Consider the following 15,298-nt stretch of genomic DNA (forward strand, 5'->3'; position numbering starts at 1 on the left):
GCTCCTGTCGTCGCAGGAGCCGGAGCAGGCTCCACGCGGGGCTGCTCCCGGCATGGACCGAAGGAAGAACGGTATGGCGAGCGGCACCGTGAAGTGGTTCAACTCCGAAAAGGGCTTCGGTTTCATCTCCCAGGAGGGCGGGGGCCCCGACGTCTTCGCGCACTACTCGGAGATCAACGGGACCGGCTACCGCGAGTTGACGGAGGGTGAGCACGTCACCTTCGACATCGGCCAGGGGCAGAAGGGCCCTCAGGCACAGAACATCGTGCGGGGCTGACCGAAAGGCACGCGACGGGTGTGGTGGCCGCCGCAGGACGCGCGTCCACCACACCCGTCCACCGGACCTGGATCGTGAGCAGGCCGTCCGGCGGCAAGCCGACCGTGTGGTTGAGTGCCGTGGCCGGCGTCATGGGCTGTCCGCTTCCCACGCCCACCGGTCGGGGTCGGCGGCTGTCGGGCCGTAGACGGCGCGTCCGCCCGGGCCGAACCTCCCGAGCTCCGTGCCGAGCACGGCTCCCGCCGCGCGGCGGTCCTCGGGCCAGCCGGTCACGTCCAGGAGCAGTCCGTCCAGCGGGCCGCCCACCAACTGCGCGTAGACGTGGCCGGGCCTGGGCCCCGGATCGGGGTCGTCGTGGTCTGCGCCGTAGACACGCAGCCTCATCAGTTCGTCCATGACTCCAGCATCACAGCCACCACCGACAATCGTGCGTCGCGAGGTTGTGTGAGGGGGCCTTCGGCCGCGGGGCGGCGCAACGGTTCGGCGCACCCGCCGCCGAGGGGCGGTCACGGATGCCGCGCACGCGGTGTGGCAGCGTGGAGGCGCGCCCTCGGAACCACCCGGCGTGGTTCGTTCGCACCCGCAGGGGGCGCAGCACGAGACCGAGGAGAGAACATGTCGAAGCCCCCGCTTCCCGACGCCGCGATCGCCATGCTGCGCAAGCCCAACCCGGCTGTCATCGCCACCCTGCGTGCGGACGGACAGCCCGTGTCCACGGCCACCTGGTATCTCTGGGACGACGGCCGGGTGCTGGTCAACATGGACGAGGGCCGCAAGCGGCTCGACCATGTACGCCGGGATCCCCGGGTCACCCTGACGGTCATCGACGACGGCGACTGGTACACCCATGTGACCCTCATCGGGCGCGTCACCGAGATGCGCGACGACGAGGGCCTGGCCGACATCGACAGGTTGTCCCAGCAGTACCTCGGTCAGCCGTACGCGGAGCGTGACCGCGGCCGGGTCAGCGCATGGATCGAGATCGATCGCTGGCACGGCTGGGGTGGTTTCCGGGACAGCTCCCAGGCCGCGACCTGACCTGTCGGACGGGGCCGTGCCCCGGCTTCGCCAGGACCGTCCGTCCGGCCAGGTGTGCGGGGCATGACCCGTGGGGGCGGGGCGTGCACAGGTCACGTGTGCAGGCCCCGCCCCCGTCGGCTTCGTCCGGCCCGCGTCAGGCGTTGGAGTCGAAGGGGATGCCCGCCGGTTCGGCCTTCTCCAGGTGGCTGTTGAAGTTGCCGTCCTTGAGGCCGAAGACCGCGCTGCCGAAGTCCGCCTGGCTCAGCCGGTCCCGGAGCCCGGCCGGGTAGCCGTTCCATCCCACGAGCGCGGGGAACCGCCACGTACCGTAGTGGTTCTCCGGGGGCTCGTCGTTGGCGTTCGCGGCACGGAAGCAGTGGGTGCCCAGTCCGTCCTTGTGGTAGACGATCTTGGGGTGTGTTCCGTCCCAGCGGATCGCCTCACGCCCGTGTACGTCGAAGTCGCCGTGGGCGGAGGTGGACACGTAGCGCGCCTCGTTGTTCTGCACCCACACCACGACGTGCTCCCAGTCGTGCCGGTGCCCACCGAGTCCGCTGCCGGCCACGGCCTGGTCCTTCTCGAAGTAGAGGCCGTACATGATCGCGCACCACCCGTTGTTGCACTTCGATCGGGCGTAGCCGTTGGTGTTGTCCAGATCCACGGCGTCACGGCAACTCCCGTTGACGGCACCGGTGGTTTTAAGGCCGGGCGCTATCGTTCCGTCGGTACCGATGGCGGGTGTGGGATAGCAGCCGTCCGTGTCGTAGTCGAAGGCGGGCTGGAACGTCTGCTCCATCGCGTCCGCGTTCGCGGGCAACGCGCCCGGTGGGGCGGCGAGCGCGCTGCCTGCGGTTCCGACGACCAGCACGACGGCGCTGCTCACCACGAGCGAGGCCTTGCGGATCGGTGCGCTGATTTTCACTTCGTCCTCCCGGTCGGCGCGTGGCGGGGGACACGCGACTACGCTTGGCATGCCCATCGCATTCGCATCGAACCCCGCAGGGCGACGGAGAGGTGGGGGAACCGGCGGCGACGGGTGGTCAGCCGCCGCGCGGGCAGCACACCCTGACGGGTCGGCAGACCCGCACGCTCAGCGAGACCGTCCGGCAGCGGGAGCGGGAGCCGCCGACGCGGCCTGAGCGGCACGGCCGGGGCGCAGGGTCCACGGAACCGGATCGGTGTTCGTCAGCCACCCGTCGGCGATGAGACGGCGGACGACGAAGATCCGCAGGTCTCGGGACATCTTCCCCCAGCCCAGCCCCTTGCAGAGCTGCTTGACGGAAGGACCGTGGCCATGTGCCACGCGGAACGCGGCGGCGAAATCGGCTGCGACGGGGCCCTGTTCGGGATACCTGACTTCCCAGGCCGCACAGGCCGCACGCACCTTCTCATCGAACTGGGCGGGAACCGCCTTGCGCATGAACGCCTCGGACACCCTGGCGGTCGACAGGGCGCACTCGGGGCATCCCTCGACCGCCGCCACGTGGCGCCGCAGGGCAACGCTCACCCCCGCCTTCCACTCGTCCCAGCTCTGCGGTCGCACCTCTTCGAGGGGGCGTGGCGCGATGACGGGCAGCGGCCGCATCCCCGACAGATGCCGCACCGACTCCCCCAACAGGTAACGGTCGCCTTCGAGTTCCAGCACGAAGCCCTTGGCGAGCAGTTCGGGAACGGCGGCCCGGCACCCTTCGGGCATGTTCCGGGGCAGGGTGGCGTACTCGTCCACCGGCCAGTGGGCGGCCAGGTACAGGGCTGCGAGCCGGGCGGCGGTGGAGGTCTTCTTGACGGGCTTGGCGGACACGGTCCGGCTCGCCCACCCCGACACGCGGGAGCGCATCACCTTGCCGAAGGGGAGCCGGCGCTCGGGCCGGTCCGCGAGGTCCGGGACCCTGACCGCGACGGGCGTGACGAGATCGTCCCCGAGGAGCCGTTCCTGCCCCTGCCAGCCCAGAGCGCCGACGGCGGTGACCGCTGCCTCGGCATCTGCGAGGCGCAGGGAGCGAAGGTCCTGACCCGTGATGTTGCCGATGCCGCCACGGGCCGCGCGGATCGCGACGACGAGAGCGAGCAGCTGCGCGTCGGCGTCCTCGAGGGACAGCGAACTCACATAGGCCAGGAGCACGCGCGCGGCCTCTCCTTGGCCGGGCGTGAGCAGGAAGGAAGGCGGAGCGCTCCTCAGGGCCGGGGCCGCGGGAGCGTGGGACGAGCTGGGCGAGGAAGGAGGCACATCGAGTACAACGCGCGCGGGGGCGCGAGGTCACCACCCGTTCCGACGAGTGGGGCGGGGCGCGAACGCCCCGCCGGGTGAACGATATGAACGCAATGACCAGACCCCTGACCGATGAACCGCGCGTGGCTAGCATCAGCGGCCATGCACAGGACAGAGAAGCCAGGAAGCAGCAGCGTGTCCACCTTGCTCCTCAGGAAGGGTTCCCGTTTCTCGCGGGGACGGACCGCCCACCGCCGGGCGCGCACCATGTCGGCCGGCTGTGTTGCGGGCATCCTCGCCGCGTGTCTCGTCGGCCCGGCGCATCCCTCGGCGGCGGCGGTCGGAGCACCCGCGCCGACCCCCTGCCCGGCGGAGCTCACGGCTGGGGCGAGGTGCTACTCGGGACAGGACGCGCACGGCGCCCACTACACGGTCGCCGTCCCCCGCGAGTGGAACCGAACACTGGTGCTCCACGCCCACGGGGGACCCGACCTGGGCGCGGAATCGGACCCGCGGCGCAGCTCGGACGACCTCGCGCGCTGGTCGGTGATGGTCGACCAGGGCTACGCCTGGGCGGGTTCGGCCTATCGCCGAGGCGGATACGGCACGCGGATGGCCGCCTCGGACACGGAGAGTCTGCGCCGGCTGTTCACGAAGGAGTTCGGCCGTCCTGCGACCACGCTGGTCCACGGGCAGTCCTGGGGCGGCAACGTGGCCGCGAAGACCATCGAGATGTACGGCACCGGAGCCCACTCCCCCTATGACGGCGCCCTGCTCACCAACGGGGTTCTCGCGGGCGGCTCCCGGGGCTACGACTACCGGGTGGACCTCCGCGTCGTGTACCAGTACTACTGCCGCAACCATCCCCGTCCGTCGGAGCCGTCGTACCCGCTGTGGAAGGGGCTCCGCGAGGACTCGGCCATGACCCACGCCGGCCTGCGTGCGAGGCTTGAGGAGTGCACGGGTTACGCATCGCCGGCGGCGGACCGGACGCCCGTCCAGCAGCGGAACCTGGACGACATCCTGGCCGTGACGAAGATCCCCGAGCGCACGCTCGAATCGCACCTCGGCTTCGCGACGTTCACCTTCCGCGACATCGTGAAGCGGGTCGGCCTGCGCAGTCCCTTCAGCAACGAGCACGTGCGCTACAGCGGTTCCCACGACGACGCGGCGCTCAACGCCGGCGTGGAGAGGTTCGCCGCGGACCCCTCCGCGCGGCGTGATCTCTCGTACGACAGCGATCTGACCGGAGCGGTCGGAATTCCGGTACTCACCCTGCACGCCATCGACGACCCCACAGCCTTCGTCGAGCACGAGGCGGCCTACCTGGACAGCCTCACCGGAACTCACCGACAGCGCCACCTCGTTCAGACCTTCACCCAGGAGAGCGAGCACAGCGGGCTGAGCACGTCGGAGTACGCCGGTGCGGTCTCCGCCCTGTCGGCGTGGGTCCGGACCGGCCGGAAGCCGTCGCCGGAGTCGGTCGCCTCCCGATGCCCCGCCTTCGACGCCGTCTACGGGACCGGCTGCTTCTTCCGGCCGGACCACGTCCCCGCCCCGTATGCCTCTCGGGTGGACCCGCGGCCCGGTGCGACGCACTGGCCCGCGATGACACGGGCCCAGGAGAGGGGGTGGAGCGGGATCGAGGGCATCGGAATCGCTCCCTGAGGGCTGTGTATCGTCGCCGTATGACCGCCGTCGAACGCCTGCGTGCCGATCACGCTCCGGCCCTGCTCGCCTTCGAGCGTGAGAACCGCGCCTTCTTCGCCGCCTCGGTTCCCGACAGGGGGGACGAGTTCTTCGCCGGATTCGACGCGCGTCACGCCGGGTTGCTGGCCGAACAGGCCGCCGGGACGGACCACTTCCACGTCCTGGCCGAGGACGACGGGACCGTGCTGGGACGGGTCAACCTGGTCGGTGTCGCCGGAGGTTCGGCCGAGCTCGGATACCGCGTCGCCGAGCGTGCCACCGGACGGGGTCTGGCGACGTCGGCGGTCCGTGAGGTCTGTGCACTGGCCTTCGCCGAGTACGGGCTGACCGCGCTGCGGGCCCGGACGACGGTGGACAACGCGGGTTCGAGGGCGGTGCTCGCCCGCACGGGATTCGCGGAGGCGGGCGCGATCACGCTGATGGGAAAGCCAGGGCTGCTCTTCACCCGCGACCTGGCGGACCCGAGCCCCCGACCGGCTCGCCCGTGACGCACTCCGGCGGCGCACCGCGATGCGGTACGCCGCCGGGGGTGCGGCTCCTGGAGTGCCGTGATCAGTCGTCGTCGACCTGCTCGTCCGTGATCGTGCCCTTGGCCGCGTCCACGTCGAAGGTGGTCTTGTTCCAGTCCGCGGTGACCACCTCCACCTGCCAGACGAGGACCTGACTGTCGTTCTCGTCGAGCGCGACGGAGGTGACGGTGCCGTCCTGCTTGTCCGTGGCGACCTTGGCCGCCTGCTCGGGCGTCTGCTTCACCTGGGCGAGCTGGTCCGCGAGCTTCTGCTTGTCGGCATCGCTCTGTTCGGCGTCCGGCCCCGAGTCGATGACCTTCCCCGTCACCGCGTCGACGGTGACCTCGTGCGCGGTGCCGTCCGCCTCGGCGACCTCGGCGACCCACTTGGGACCGGTGGAACTGCCGCTCGGGCTCGGGCTGCCGGTCCCGCTCGGGCTGGCGCCGGGGCTGGAACTGCCCTCGGGACTCGGGCTGGCGCTGTCGTCGCTGTCGTCGTCGAGGCCCTCGAGGTCGAGATCGGTCAGCTTGCCACCGGACACCTCACCGACGGCTGTCGTGGCGGCCTTGTCGAACGTGACCTTGACGGTCGACAGCAGGTCCTTGCGCTTCGTCTGCTCCTCGGTCAGCTGCGCCGTCCCCGAGGGGCTGGCGCTGCCGGAAGGGGAGGTCGTCTGCTTCGGAAGGACCTTCGCGGCCTCGGAGGTGGCGGCGGCGGTCTTGTCGCCGCCCTCCTGCCCGCAACCGGTCACGAGGGTGGCGGCAAGAGCGGCGCACAGGACGCCGACGACGCGGAGGCGGCGCGTGCGCGGGGAAACGGTCTTGTTTCGACGGGTCTCAAATCTCATACCCGCATGCCTAGCCGCCTCGGCGAACAGTCATGTTGTCCGACCTGCGGGTATCACCCGATCGACGTCGCCGTCCGCCCGTTCGCCATGGCCGGCACCTCGTGACCGGGGACGTCCGGGCATACGGATGACGCCGGATCGGGGGAACAGGCGTCGTCCACGTCGGTACGGCGAAGTCCCTTCGCCAGGTCACGACCGCGCGCGGGGCCGGTGCGACGGGGGTGCGGCCTCAGGCGGTCAGCTGGACCTCGGCGGGTGCCTGCGCCGGGCCCGGTGAGCCCGTGGACGGCACGCCCCGCAGCTGTGCGGCAGCGACCGTGAGGGCGTCGGGGACGGTCCGCGTGCCGGTGGTGACGCACAGGGTGTAGGAGACGTCCTCGAGCCGGCGGACGCTCTCGGACGTACCAAGCCGTGCGTGGGCGCTACGCAGTGCCTCGTAGCGCTTGACGAGACTCCGCAGCGTTGCGGGATTGGCCATCAGCACGGCAGTTCCTCTCCACAGGACGGCCGGGAGCCCGTGGGCCCCGCACCGACGAAGTCCGATCGCGCCGGCGGTTCCGCCTGGCGTCCCCCGGGTGGCCGTGCGAAGCCGGCGGCACGCGTCCGATCCCTTGCAGATGATGGTCGCTCCGCCTCACGCATTCCGCATCCCCAGTCACCGAAGGTCACACGGTCCGCGCTCCCGGGCGCAGCGGGCGCGGGTGGGAAACAATGGAGGTGACGGGCGAGCGGATGCTGCCGCGCCCGGTCGGAGGTCGATCATGGATTATCCGGAGAGTTACGAACTCATCTTCCAGGCGACGGGTGCCACGGACGACGTGGTGGTCGTCCACCTGACGGCGCGTTCCGGCGCGGGCGGTTACCCCGTCTACGCCGACGAGACAGGAATCGTGCGCGCCGAGATCAGCGAGCGCGGCGAGGTGCGCATGCAGGCCAGCGGCGGCCACCAGGCTCTGGGGGTGCCGCTGCTCGCCCGCCCGCTGAGCCCCGGGGCGGCCGGGCGTCGCGAGGGGTGACGCCGTTCCCGGCCCGCCGCCGGTTCGCCTGAAGTCCGCTCATGCCCACACCTCGCCCGAATGTGTTTACTTTCCCGAGGTGGGACCGTAGTCTGCCGGTGAAACCACAGACTCGGGCATGAAACGGAAACGTAACCACATGTACGCACCGGAGCGGCAGCAAGAGATCCTCCGTATCGCCGGCGAGAGCGGCCGCGTCGATGTGCTCTCCCTCGCCGCGCAGTTCCAGGTGACCGCCGAGACCGTGCGGCGGGATCTCAAGGTCCTCGACAGGGCTGGGCTGCTGCGCCGGGTCCACGGCGGTGCGATTCCGGCCGGGCGGCCGGGGTTCGAGCCGGATCTGGCCGAACGCGACACCGTGGCCGCCGACGAGAAGGACCGTATCGCCGCAGCCGCGCTGGGCGAGCTCCCCGCTGAGGGAAACGTCATCATCGACGCCGGGACGACGACCGTCAGGCTGGCGGCCGCCGTCCCGGTCGACTCCTCTCTCACCGTGGTCACGCACGCCCTGCCGGTGGCCGCACGCCTCTCGGACCACCCGGGGATCGCACTGCACCTGGTCGGCGGCCGGGTCCGGCACCGCACCCGGGCCGCCGTCGACGCCTGGGCGCTCAGCGCGTACGCGGAGATCAACGCCGACGTCGTCCTCCTCGCCACGAACGGGTTCTCACCCGAGCACGGCCTGACGACCCCGGACCTTGCCGAGGCCGCGGTGAAGCGAGCGGTGATCGCGGCGGCCCGGAGAGTGATCCTCCTCGCGGACTCCGGCAAGTACGGTCAGGAGCACTTCGCACGGTTCGGCGATCTCTCGGACGTGGACCTGCTGATCACCGATACGGGGCTGAGCCCCGAGGACGCCCGCGCCATCGAGAGCCGGGGCACGGAAGTGGTGCGCGCATGATCCTCACCGTCACCCCCAATCCGAGCCTGGACCGCACGTACGAACTGCCCGGGCTCATCCGCGGCACCGTCCTGCGGGCGACCACGGACCGCGTCGATCCGGGCGGCAAGGGAGTCAACGTCTCCCGCGCCGTCGCAGCCGCCGGACACCGCACGGTCGCTGTCGCTCCGCTGGGCGGGCCCGAGGGCGCGTTGCTCTCCCGGCTCCTCGGTGAACACGGTATCGAGGCGGCCGGGGTACCCATCAACGGCAGCACCCGGGTCAACGTGACCCTCGTCGAACCCGACGGCACGCTCACCAAGGTCAACGCGACGGGGCCCGAGATCACCCCCGCCGAGGCCGAGCGGCTGCTCGACACCGTCCGGGACCGGTCGGCCGGCGCGGACTGGATCGCCTGCTGCGGAAGCCTGCCGCGCGGGCTGCCGCCGCGGTGGTACGCCGAGCTGGTCGCCCGCAGCCACCGGGCCGGCGTACGGATCGCGCTCGACACCTCCGGTGCGGCGCTGGCGGCGGCGCTGGGCGAACGGCCCGACGTGGTCAAGCCGAACAGGGACGAACTCGCCGAGGCCGTGGGCCGTCCGCTCGCGACGGTCGGTGACGCGCTCGGAGCGGCGCGGGAGCTCTGCGAGCGCGGAGCACGGTCCGTACTGGCCAGCCTGGGCTCCGTCGGGCAGCTGCTCGTGGAACCGTCCGGGGCGTTCTTCGCACGAGCGCGGGTCGACGCGGTGCGCAGTGACGTCGGCGCGGGGGACGCCTCGCTCGCGGGGTTCCTGTCCGCCGGCGGCGAGGGCCGGGACGCGCTGGGCGCCGCGGTGGCGCACGGGGCCGCCGCCGTGCGGCTGCCGGGAAGTGTGATGCCGGCACCGGCGGACCTCGATCCGTCGGCCGTCTTCACCAGCGCCGACATCCCCGTGGACCTTGCCCTTACGGAGCGGGCGCCCTGACCGGCGTCACACCGGCCCTGTTCCCGACCACGACCGCCGAACTCCTGACCGCCGTACCCCCGTCCAGCCGCACGACGTACCCGTCCCCCGCACCGTCCCCCCGGGCGGTAGCCGAGCAAGGAGCCCCGCGATGAGTGAGCTGATCACCGCGGAACTGGTCGATCTCGACCTGTCCGCCGAGACGAAGAGCCTGGCCGCCCGTTCACTGGCCGAACGGATGGTCGCGGCCGGCCGTGTGACCGACCTCGACGGCTTCCTCGCCGACGTGGCGGCACGCGAGGCCCTGATGCCGACCGGTCTGGACGGCGGCATAGGCATTCCGCACTGCCGGAGCCTGCACGTCACCGAACCGACACTGGCCTTCGGCCGCAGCGCACGGGGCATCGACTTCGGCGCCGCCGACGGGCCCGCGGACCTCGTCTTCCTGATAGCCGCGCCGGCGGGCGCGGACGACGACCACCTGGCCATCCTGTCGAGCCTGGCGCGGCGGCTGTCGGACTCCGGGTTCACCGGTGCGCTACGGGCGGAGGGCGACCCCGCGGCCGCCGCGGGCCTGATCCGCGGCGAGCGGATCCCCTCCGCGGCTGACCGACCGGGGCCGGAGGAGGAAACGGCCGAGGAGGCCGACGAGCCGTTCCGGATCGTCGCCGTCACCTCCTGTCCCACCGGCATCGCGCACACATACATGGCGGCCGAGGCGCTGGAGAACGCCGGACGGGCGGCGGGCGTCGAGGTGGTGGTCGAGACCCAGGGATCGGCCGGCTTCACCCGGCTCGACCCGGCCGTGATCGCGGCCGCGGACGGGGTGATCTTCGCGCACGACGTCCCCGTGCGGGACAAGGACCGCTTCGCCGGGAAACCCACCGTCGACGTCCGGGTCGCCGCGGGCATCAACCGGCCCGGCGAACTCATCGACGAGGTACGGCGCAAGGCGGCACGCGGCGAGACCACTCCGGCCGCCGCACACGCTGCGGGAGCCGGCGGGGCTGGGGCCGGCACTCCGGTGGAGCGGAGCGGGGAACGCGGCGACGGCTACGGCACCAAGCTGCGCACCTGGCTCATGTCCGGCGTCAGCTACATGGTTCCCTTCGTCGCGGCGGGCGGCCTGCTGATCGCGCTCGGTTTCGCGATCGGCGGCTACCGGATCGACAAGGCGCCCTCGGTCGTGGACCACTTCGTGTGGACGCAGGCCGGCAGCTGGGCGGCGCTGCTGTTCCAGATCGGTCAGGTCGCCTTCGCCTTCCTCGTCCCCGTCCTGGCCGGTTACATCGCCTACGGCATGGCCGACCGCCCCGGCCTCGTGCCCGGGTTCGTCGGCGGCTCGGTCGCGCTCACCGTCGACGCCGGTTTCCTCGGCGGCCTCGCGGCCGGCCTCATCTCCGGCGGCGTGGTGATGGCCGTTCAGCGGGTGCGCATACCGGCGGTGATGCGCGGCATCATGCCGGTGGTGGTGATCCCGCTGCTCTCCTCCGCGGTGACCGGCTTCCTGATGTTCGTCGTCATCGGCAAGCCCATCGCCACCGCGCAGCGGGCGATGACCGACTGGCTGAGCGACCTCACCGGCACCAACGCCGTCCTGCTGGGCGCCCTGCTCGGCCTGATGATGTGCTTCGACCTCGGCGGGCCGGTCAACAAGGTCGCCTACACCTTCGCCACCGCGGGCATCGCCGTGTCCGACCCGTCCGGAAGCGCGATGAAGATCATGGGCGCGGTGATGGCGGCGGGCATGGTGCCGCCGCTGGCGATGGCCCTGGCCACGACCGTGCGCGGGCGGCTGTTCAACCGCACCGAACGCGAGAACGGCAAGGCCGCCTGGGTGCTGGGCCTGTCCTTCATCACCGAGGGCGCCATTCCGTTCGCCGCGGCCGATCCGTTGCGCGTCATCCCCTCGGCGATGGCCGGTGGAGCGGTCACCGGCGCTCTGTCGATGGCCTTCGGCGCCACGCTGCGCGCCCCGCACGGCGGCATCTTCGTGGTCCCGCTGATCGGCAACCCGCTGCTGTACCTGGTCGCCATCGCCGCAGGTGTCGTCACGACCACGGCCCTGGTGATCGTGCTGAAGACACTGCGCAGGCCCGCACCGGACGCCACGGCAGGCGCCTCCGGGGCGACCACCGGTCAGGAGGACTCCGCCGACGTCGCGCAGCCGGTGACGGTGTGACGCGAAGGCGGCCCACGGCGGTGGTGCGGAGACCGCTCACGGCGGTGGTGCGGGGACCGCTCACGGCGGTGCTGCGGAGGCGGCACACGGCGGGGACGTGGTGACGGTGTACGGCGGTGGCGCGGAGGCGGCCCACGGCGGGGACGTGGTGACGGTGTACGGCGGTGGCGCGATGGCGGCGCACCGCGGTGCCGCGGTGACGGTGCCCGGCGGCGACGCGGCGACGGTGTGACGGACGGCACGCCGGGCTGTCCCTTTGCGGCGCTGTGAGTAGTTCACGTCACCTGCGATGTACGTCACGATCCTGGGTTGTCGTCCCGAATCGTGGTGTTCACTGGAGACATGCCTGCGCATGTCTCGCTCCTGCTGTTGTTCGGTGTGGTGCTGCCCGCCGCGCTGGTCCTCTTCTGTGCGGTCGGACTGGCCGGTTACCGGTTCGGTCTCCGTCTCGAGATACGCCACAGGCATCCCGGAGGCATCGTCCGACCCGTCCTGCCGGCCCAGCGCCGGGCCGGACCGCACCGCGAGTACGTGGACCTCACCCCGGCCGAGCGGGCCGCCTTCGCGGGCCTGGCGCGGCAGCTCGGCGAGGGGTACTGACCTCGCGGGGACGGCGGCACCGGTCCGGCCCGCCGTCCCGTCGGCCGGGGCCGTCCTCCCGCACGGCCCCGGCACCGCTCACGGCACCTGCGCCGCCCTGCGCTCCATGGCGTTCCGGGCGGCGTCCTCCGTCTCGTAGACCTCGCACATGTGCCGGCCGTCGGGGGTCGCGGTGTGCTCCACCTCCCACAGGGTCAGCTCCCTGCCGCCGTCCAGCAGGAACGCGTGCGCGTACAGCGAGAAGCGCAGCCCGGGCCGGGACGTGCGGGAGGGGCGGCCGAACGCCTGCGTGATCCGGTGTCCGGCCGCCGCCGCCAGCAGGGCCGAAATCTCGGCGCCGGGCCGGTCGGCGTTCTCCGCCCGCCGCAGCAGCCGGCGCGCGTGGTCGGCGGAGTTCTCCCTGATGTAGGCGGGCCGCATCCTGGGCACGACGGACAGCTGTGTCAGCGCCGCGAGGTCCAGCGCAGGGGTGTCGGGCGGGAGCGGCAGCCGCTCGGTGGCGGTGCGCAGTTCCTCCTCGTCGACGTACACCTCGTGCTGCGGCTCCGCGCCGGGCACGGTGGTGTGCACGAGTTCCCAGAGGGTGAGTGCGGACCCGTCGGCCAGCAACCAGGTGTGGCGGTAGGTCTCGCGGCGCAGCCCCGCACTGTGCAGCGCGGAGTGCAGCGAGCCGTCGTAGGCCAGGGCGCACTCCAGACGCCGTATCGTCTCGTCGGGCAGCTCGAAGGAGTTCAGCGCGCGGCCCAGAAGCCGCGTGAGATGGTCCTCGGGGGACTCGGGCGACCGTTCCGGCTCCTGCGCCGTCTCGTACGGAACGCTCAAGGCATCTCCTGGCGTTGCTGCATGTCACCTGATGGGTGCATACCGTAGTCCTCGGCCCCGCCTCATGTCCGGGAACCGGGGAAACATGATGCGGAGAAACGGACGGGCCGCGCGAGGAATTCCCGCGCGGCCCGGAACGGCTGAAATCCGCTGCTCAGCGGCTTGTTCACAGTGTTTCGAGGGGGACTTGCGCGATCTGTGGTGCGCGCCTCAGACGGCGCTGCCCGCGGTCCACTCGCTCCACGGCATGTTCCAGCCGTTGAGCCCGTTGTCCGGGGTGACCGTCTTGTCGGGGGAGTTCTTGACGATCACGACGTCGCCGATGAGGGAGTGGTCGTAGAACCACTTGGCGGGGGTGTCGCCCTGGGCGCCCTGCACGTCGCGCATGCCGACGCAGCCGTGGCTGGTGCCCTCGCGGCCGAAGGGCGGATTGCCCTTGTTGTACCAGTAGTTGCCGTGGATGAAGGTGCCGGAGGTGGTCAGGCGCATCGCGTGCGGCACGTCCGGGATGTCGTACTCGCCGCCGAGACCGACCGTCTGGCTGTTCATGCGGGTCTGCGCGAACTTCTCCGAGATCACCATCTGGCCGTTGTAGGTGGTGTGCTGGGGGCTGCCCGTGGAGACCGGGATGGTCCTGACGGTCTTCCCGTCCCGCACGACCGTCATGGTCTGGGTGTTCGCGTCGACCGTGGAGACCTGCGAACGGCCCACGGTGAAGGTCACCGTCTTCTTCTGCACGCCGAAGATGCCGGGGGCGCCCTCCACGCCGTCCAGGTCGATCTTCACCGTGACCTTGGAGCCGGCCTTCCAGTACTCCTGCGGGCGGAAGTCGAGGCGCTGCGCGTTGAACCAGTGCCCCACCACCTGCTGGCCGCTGCTGGAGGTGACCGAGATGTGCGACTGCACGGCCTTCTTGTCGGTGATGGCCTTGTCGAACGTGAACGACACGGGCATGCCGACGCCGACCGTCGTGCCGTTGTCCGGCGTGTAGGTGCCGATGTAGCTGTGGTCCGTGGTGACGGTGGTGAAGATGGAGTTGGCGGCTGCGGGCCGGCCCTCGGCGTCCTTCGCCTGCGCCGAGATCCGGTACTTGGTGCCGCGCTCCAGCTGCTCCTTCGGCTTCCACGTCGTGCCGTCCGCCGACAGGGTGCCGGGCACGGTCTCGCCGGAGTCCGCCTCGGTCATCGTCACCTCGGTCAGCTTGCCGCCGCTGACCTTCACGCCGGTGGTGTTGATGGACGCGCCGGTCGAACCGTCCTCGGCCGAGATGGTGATACGGGCTTCGGAGGTCTTGGCGGTGTCCTTGCCCCCTTCGTCGGCCGTGGCGTCGCCGCCGCAACCGGTCAGGGTGAGGGTGCCGACCACCAGGGCGGCACAGGCCCCCAGGAGGCGCCGCGCTGTTATGTCGGACCGTGTCACGGGCTGCTCCAGATTCGGTGTGAGGTCATGATCGGCTGCACTGCGTAGGTGAAGAGGCGGCCGGTCCCCCCACGGTTCCGCCGGAAGCCGCCACGAAGGGCACGCGTGACGAAACTGCGACAATCCCGATGTGACGCCCCGTCGGTTCGCCGGTCCGCAGGGCTCGCCACGGGGATGCTCCGCGCAGCCGCCTTCCGGCCGGCCGCCCGGACGGGAAACCCGCGGTGCGCGGCGGACGCCGCCTGGAGCGGCCCGGCCGCGTCCACGGGACTCACCGCCGTACCGACGGCGGGGTCCCGCCGTCAGCGGGATCCCACCGTCACTGGGGGCCCGTACCGTCACCTGGGCCCGTACAGCTCCTCGTACGCCGGCCAGACGCCGCCCGGCCCGTCCACCGACTCGGCGGCACGGACCGCGTTGACGATCGCGCGGATGACCGTGTCCGCGCCCGCCGCGAGGACGTCGTTCAGCGCCAGGGGCTGCTCCCCGTCCAGCGGGCGTGCGCCGGTGGCCAGGGCGAAGACGGTGTCGCCGTCGTTGAGCAGATGCACCGGACGCACGGCTCGTGCGATGCCGTCGTGCGCGGTGCCCGCCAGCTTCTGGGCCTGCGCCTTCGACAGGGCCGCGTCGGTGGCGACCACGGCGAGCGTGGTGTTCAGCGGCGGAGTCGTCTGCCGTGCGGCCACCTCGGCGAGACGGCGGCGCGCGGCCTGGTGCACCCGCGGGGCGGGACGCTCCACCCGGCCCTGGAACAACTCCCCGTACAGCACACCCGTCTCCGGGTCCAGCGCCGAGCCGGCCGCGTTGGCCACCTCCAGCGCCGCCACGGTGACGCCCGAGTCGAGCACGGTGCTCGCGGTGCC

General features: G+C 71.6%; 18 protein-coding genes. 10 read left to right on the forward strand and 8 right to left on the reverse strand.

Going from position 1 to position 15,298, the window contains the following annotated elements:
* The first annotated feature begins 73 nt into the window (after nucleotides 1-73).
* Nucleotides 74-277 (forward strand): cold-shock protein, encoded by a 204-nt coding sequence (locus tag AB0I83_RS28140; protein WP_356531990.1) that lies wholly within the window; start codon nucleotides 74-76, stop codon nucleotides 275-277.
* 129 nt (nucleotides 278-406) lie between these two features.
* Here the strand turns inward: AB0I83_RS28140 and AB0I83_RS28145 are convergent, their stop codons facing one another.
* Nucleotides 407-673, reverse strand: coding sequence for a hypothetical protein (locus AB0I83_RS28145; RefSeq protein ID WP_356531991.1), 267 nt, complete (start codon nucleotides 671-673; stop codon nucleotides 407-409).
* A gap of 219 nt (nucleotides 674-892) precedes the next feature.
* Between AB0I83_RS28145 and AB0I83_RS28150 the strand changes: the two genes are divergently transcribed.
* A complete protein-coding gene (locus AB0I83_RS28150; protein ID WP_356531992.1) occupies nucleotides 893-1,315 on the forward strand; it encodes a PPOX class F420-dependent oxidoreductase in 423 nt (140 codons plus the stop codon).
* Between the two features lie 136 nt (nucleotides 1,316-1,451).
* On the opposite strand, the gene AB0I83_RS28155 is transcribed toward AB0I83_RS28150, so the two are convergent.
* Both AB0I83_RS28155 and AB0I83_RS28160 read right to left on the reverse strand, forming a co-directional pair.
* Complete coding sequence (locus AB0I83_RS28155) at nucleotides 1,452-2,219, reverse strand: NPP1 family protein (RefSeq protein ID WP_363306620.1); 768 nt, start codon at nucleotides 2,217-2,219, stop codon at nucleotides 1,452-1,454.
* A 168-nt stretch (nucleotides 2,220-2,387) separates the two neighbouring features.
* Nucleotides 2,388-3,419, reverse strand: a complete 1,032-nt coding sequence (locus AB0I83_RS28160; RefSeq protein ID WP_363306621.1) for a hypothetical protein — start codon at nucleotides 3,417-3,419, stop codon at nucleotides 2,388-2,390.
* Between the two features lie 354 nt (nucleotides 3,420-3,773).
* Here AB0I83_RS28160 and AB0I83_RS28165 point away from each other — a divergent pair, with 354 nt between their 5' ends.
* A complete protein-coding gene (locus AB0I83_RS28165) occupies nucleotides 3,774-5,174 on the forward strand; it encodes a hypothetical protein (RefSeq protein ID WP_363306633.1) in 1,401 nt (466 codons plus the stop codon).
* A gap of 20 nt (nucleotides 5,175-5,194) precedes the next feature.
* Nucleotides 5,195-5,704 (forward strand): GNAT family N-acetyltransferase, encoded by a 510-nt coding sequence (locus AB0I83_RS28170; protein WP_363306622.1) that lies wholly within the window; start codon nucleotides 5,195-5,197, stop codon nucleotides 5,702-5,704.
* A 64-nt stretch (nucleotides 5,705-5,768) separates the two neighbouring features.
* Here AB0I83_RS28170 and AB0I83_RS28175 read toward each other — a convergent pair whose 3' ends face one another.
* Nucleotides 5,769-6,572: a PepSY domain-containing protein gene (locus tag AB0I83_RS28175; RefSeq protein WP_363306623.1), complete on the reverse strand. Its 804-nt coding sequence runs from the start codon at nucleotides 6,570-6,572 to the stop codon at nucleotides 5,769-5,771.
* A 229-nt stretch (nucleotides 6,573-6,801) separates the two neighbouring features.
* Nucleotides 6,802-7,056 carry a DUF5133 domain-containing protein gene (locus AB0I83_RS28180; RefSeq protein WP_363306624.1) on the reverse strand — a complete coding sequence of 85 codons (255 nt, stop codon included), beginning with the start codon at nucleotides 7,054-7,056 and terminating at the stop codon, nucleotides 6,802-6,804.
* Nucleotides 7,057-7,333: 277 nt separating this feature from the next.
* Here AB0I83_RS28180 and AB0I83_RS28185 point away from each other — a divergent pair, with 277 nt between their 5' ends.
* The 6 genes from AB0I83_RS28185 (at nucleotide 7,334) to AB0I83_RS28210 (ending at nucleotide 12,194) form a co-directional block, all read left to right on the forward strand.
* Nucleotides 7,334-7,588 carry a DUF6296 family protein gene (locus AB0I83_RS28185; protein WP_356532002.1) on the forward strand — a complete coding sequence of 85 codons (255 nt, stop codon included), beginning with the start codon at nucleotides 7,334-7,336 and terminating at the stop codon, nucleotides 7,586-7,588.
* Between the two features lie 139 nt (nucleotides 7,589-7,727).
* Entirely contained in the window at nucleotides 7,728-8,489 is a 762-nt protein-coding gene (locus AB0I83_RS28190) for a DeoR/GlpR family DNA-binding transcription regulator (RefSeq protein ID WP_363306634.1), read from the forward strand.
* The gene (gene pfkB / locus AB0I83_RS28195; RefSeq protein ID WP_363306625.1) at nucleotides 8,486-9,433 is read left to right on the forward strand and encodes a 1-phosphofructokinase; all 948 of its coding nucleotides are present in this window, start codon (nucleotides 8,486-8,488) and stop codon (nucleotides 9,431-9,433) included. Before AB0I83_RS28190 ends, pfkB begins: the two co-directional genes overlap by 4 nt.
* Nucleotides 9,434-9,563: 130 nt before the next feature.
* Nucleotides 9,564-11,594 (forward strand): fructose-specific PTS transporter subunit EIIC, encoded by a 2,031-nt coding sequence (locus AB0I83_RS28200; protein ID WP_363306626.1) that lies wholly within the window; start codon nucleotides 9,564-9,566, stop codon nucleotides 11,592-11,594.
* 97 nt (nucleotides 11,595-11,691) lie between these two features.
* Nucleotides 11,692-11,826 (forward strand): hypothetical protein, encoded by a 135-nt coding sequence (locus tag AB0I83_RS28205; RefSeq protein WP_260604089.1) that lies wholly within the window; start codon nucleotides 11,692-11,694, stop codon nucleotides 11,824-11,826.
* A gap of 110 nt (nucleotides 11,827-11,936) precedes the next feature.
* Nucleotides 11,937-12,194, forward strand: coding sequence for a hypothetical protein (locus AB0I83_RS28210; RefSeq protein ID WP_125497877.1), 258 nt, complete (start codon nucleotides 11,937-11,939; stop codon nucleotides 12,192-12,194).
* Between the two features lie 78 nt (nucleotides 12,195-12,272).
* Here the strand turns inward: AB0I83_RS28210 and AB0I83_RS28215 are convergent, their stop codons facing one another.
* The 3 genes from AB0I83_RS28215 to AB0I83_RS28225 form a co-directional block, all read right to left on the reverse strand.
* Nucleotides 12,273-13,016, reverse strand: a complete 744-nt coding sequence (locus AB0I83_RS28215; protein ID WP_125497878.1) for a DUF6227 family protein — start codon at nucleotides 13,014-13,016, stop codon at nucleotides 12,273-12,275.
* Between the two features lie 210 nt (nucleotides 13,017-13,226).
* Nucleotides 13,227-14,435 (reverse strand): Ig-like domain-containing protein, encoded by a 1,209-nt coding sequence (locus AB0I83_RS28220; RefSeq protein ID WP_125497879.1) that lies wholly within the window; start codon nucleotides 14,433-14,435, stop codon nucleotides 13,227-13,229.
* A 338-nt stretch (nucleotides 14,436-14,773) separates the two neighbouring features.
* Nucleotides 14,774-15,298, reverse strand: a 525-nt coding sequence (locus AB0I83_RS28225; protein ID WP_363306627.1) for a P1 family peptidase, incomplete at its 5' end; no start/stop codon positions are given.

Source organism: Streptomyces sp. NPDC049970, from assembly GCF_040660235.1.
Taxonomy (GTDB): Bacteria; Actinomycetota; Actinomycetes; order Streptomycetales; family Streptomycetaceae; genus Streptomyces.

Coding starts and splice junctions, on each gene's coding strand:
- AB0I83_RS28140 (WP_356531990.1), top strand. CDS start 74: ATGGCGAGCGGCACCGTGAAGTGGTTCAACTCCGAAAAGGGCTTCGGT.
- AB0I83_RS28145 (WP_356531991.1), bottom strand. CDS start 673: ATGGACGAACTGATGAGGCTGCGTGTCTACGGCGCAGACCACGACGAC.
- AB0I83_RS28150 (WP_356531992.1), top strand. CDS start 893: ATGTCGAAGCCCCCGCTTCCCGACGCCGCGATCGCCATGCTGCGCAAG.
- AB0I83_RS28165 (WP_363306633.1), top strand. CDS start 3,774: ATGTCGGCCGGCTGTGTTGCGGGCATCCTCGCCGCGTGTCTCGTCGGC.
- AB0I83_RS28170 (WP_363306622.1), top strand. CDS start 5,195: ATGACCGCCGTCGAACGCCTGCGTGCCGATCACGCTCCGGCCCTGCTC.
- AB0I83_RS28175 (WP_363306623.1), bottom strand. CDS start 6,572: ATGAGATTTGAGACCCGTCGAAACAAGACCGTTTCCCCGCGCACGCGC.
- AB0I83_RS28185 (WP_356532002.1), top strand. CDS start 7,334: ATGGATTATCCGGAGAGTTACGAACTCATCTTCCAGGCGACGGGTGCC.
- AB0I83_RS28190 (WP_363306634.1), top strand. CDS start 7,728: ATGTACGCACCGGAGCGGCAGCAAGAGATCCTCCGTATCGCCGGCGAG.
- pfkB (WP_363306625.1), top strand. CDS start 8,486: ATGATCCTCACCGTCACCCCCAATCCGAGCCTGGACCGCACGTACGAA.
- AB0I83_RS28200 (WP_363306626.1), top strand. CDS start 9,564: ATGAGTGAGCTGATCACCGCGGAACTGGTCGATCTCGACCTGTCCGCC.
- AB0I83_RS28210 (WP_125497877.1), top strand. CDS start 11,937: ATGCCTGCGCATGTCTCGCTCCTGCTGTTGTTCGGTGTGGTGCTGCCC.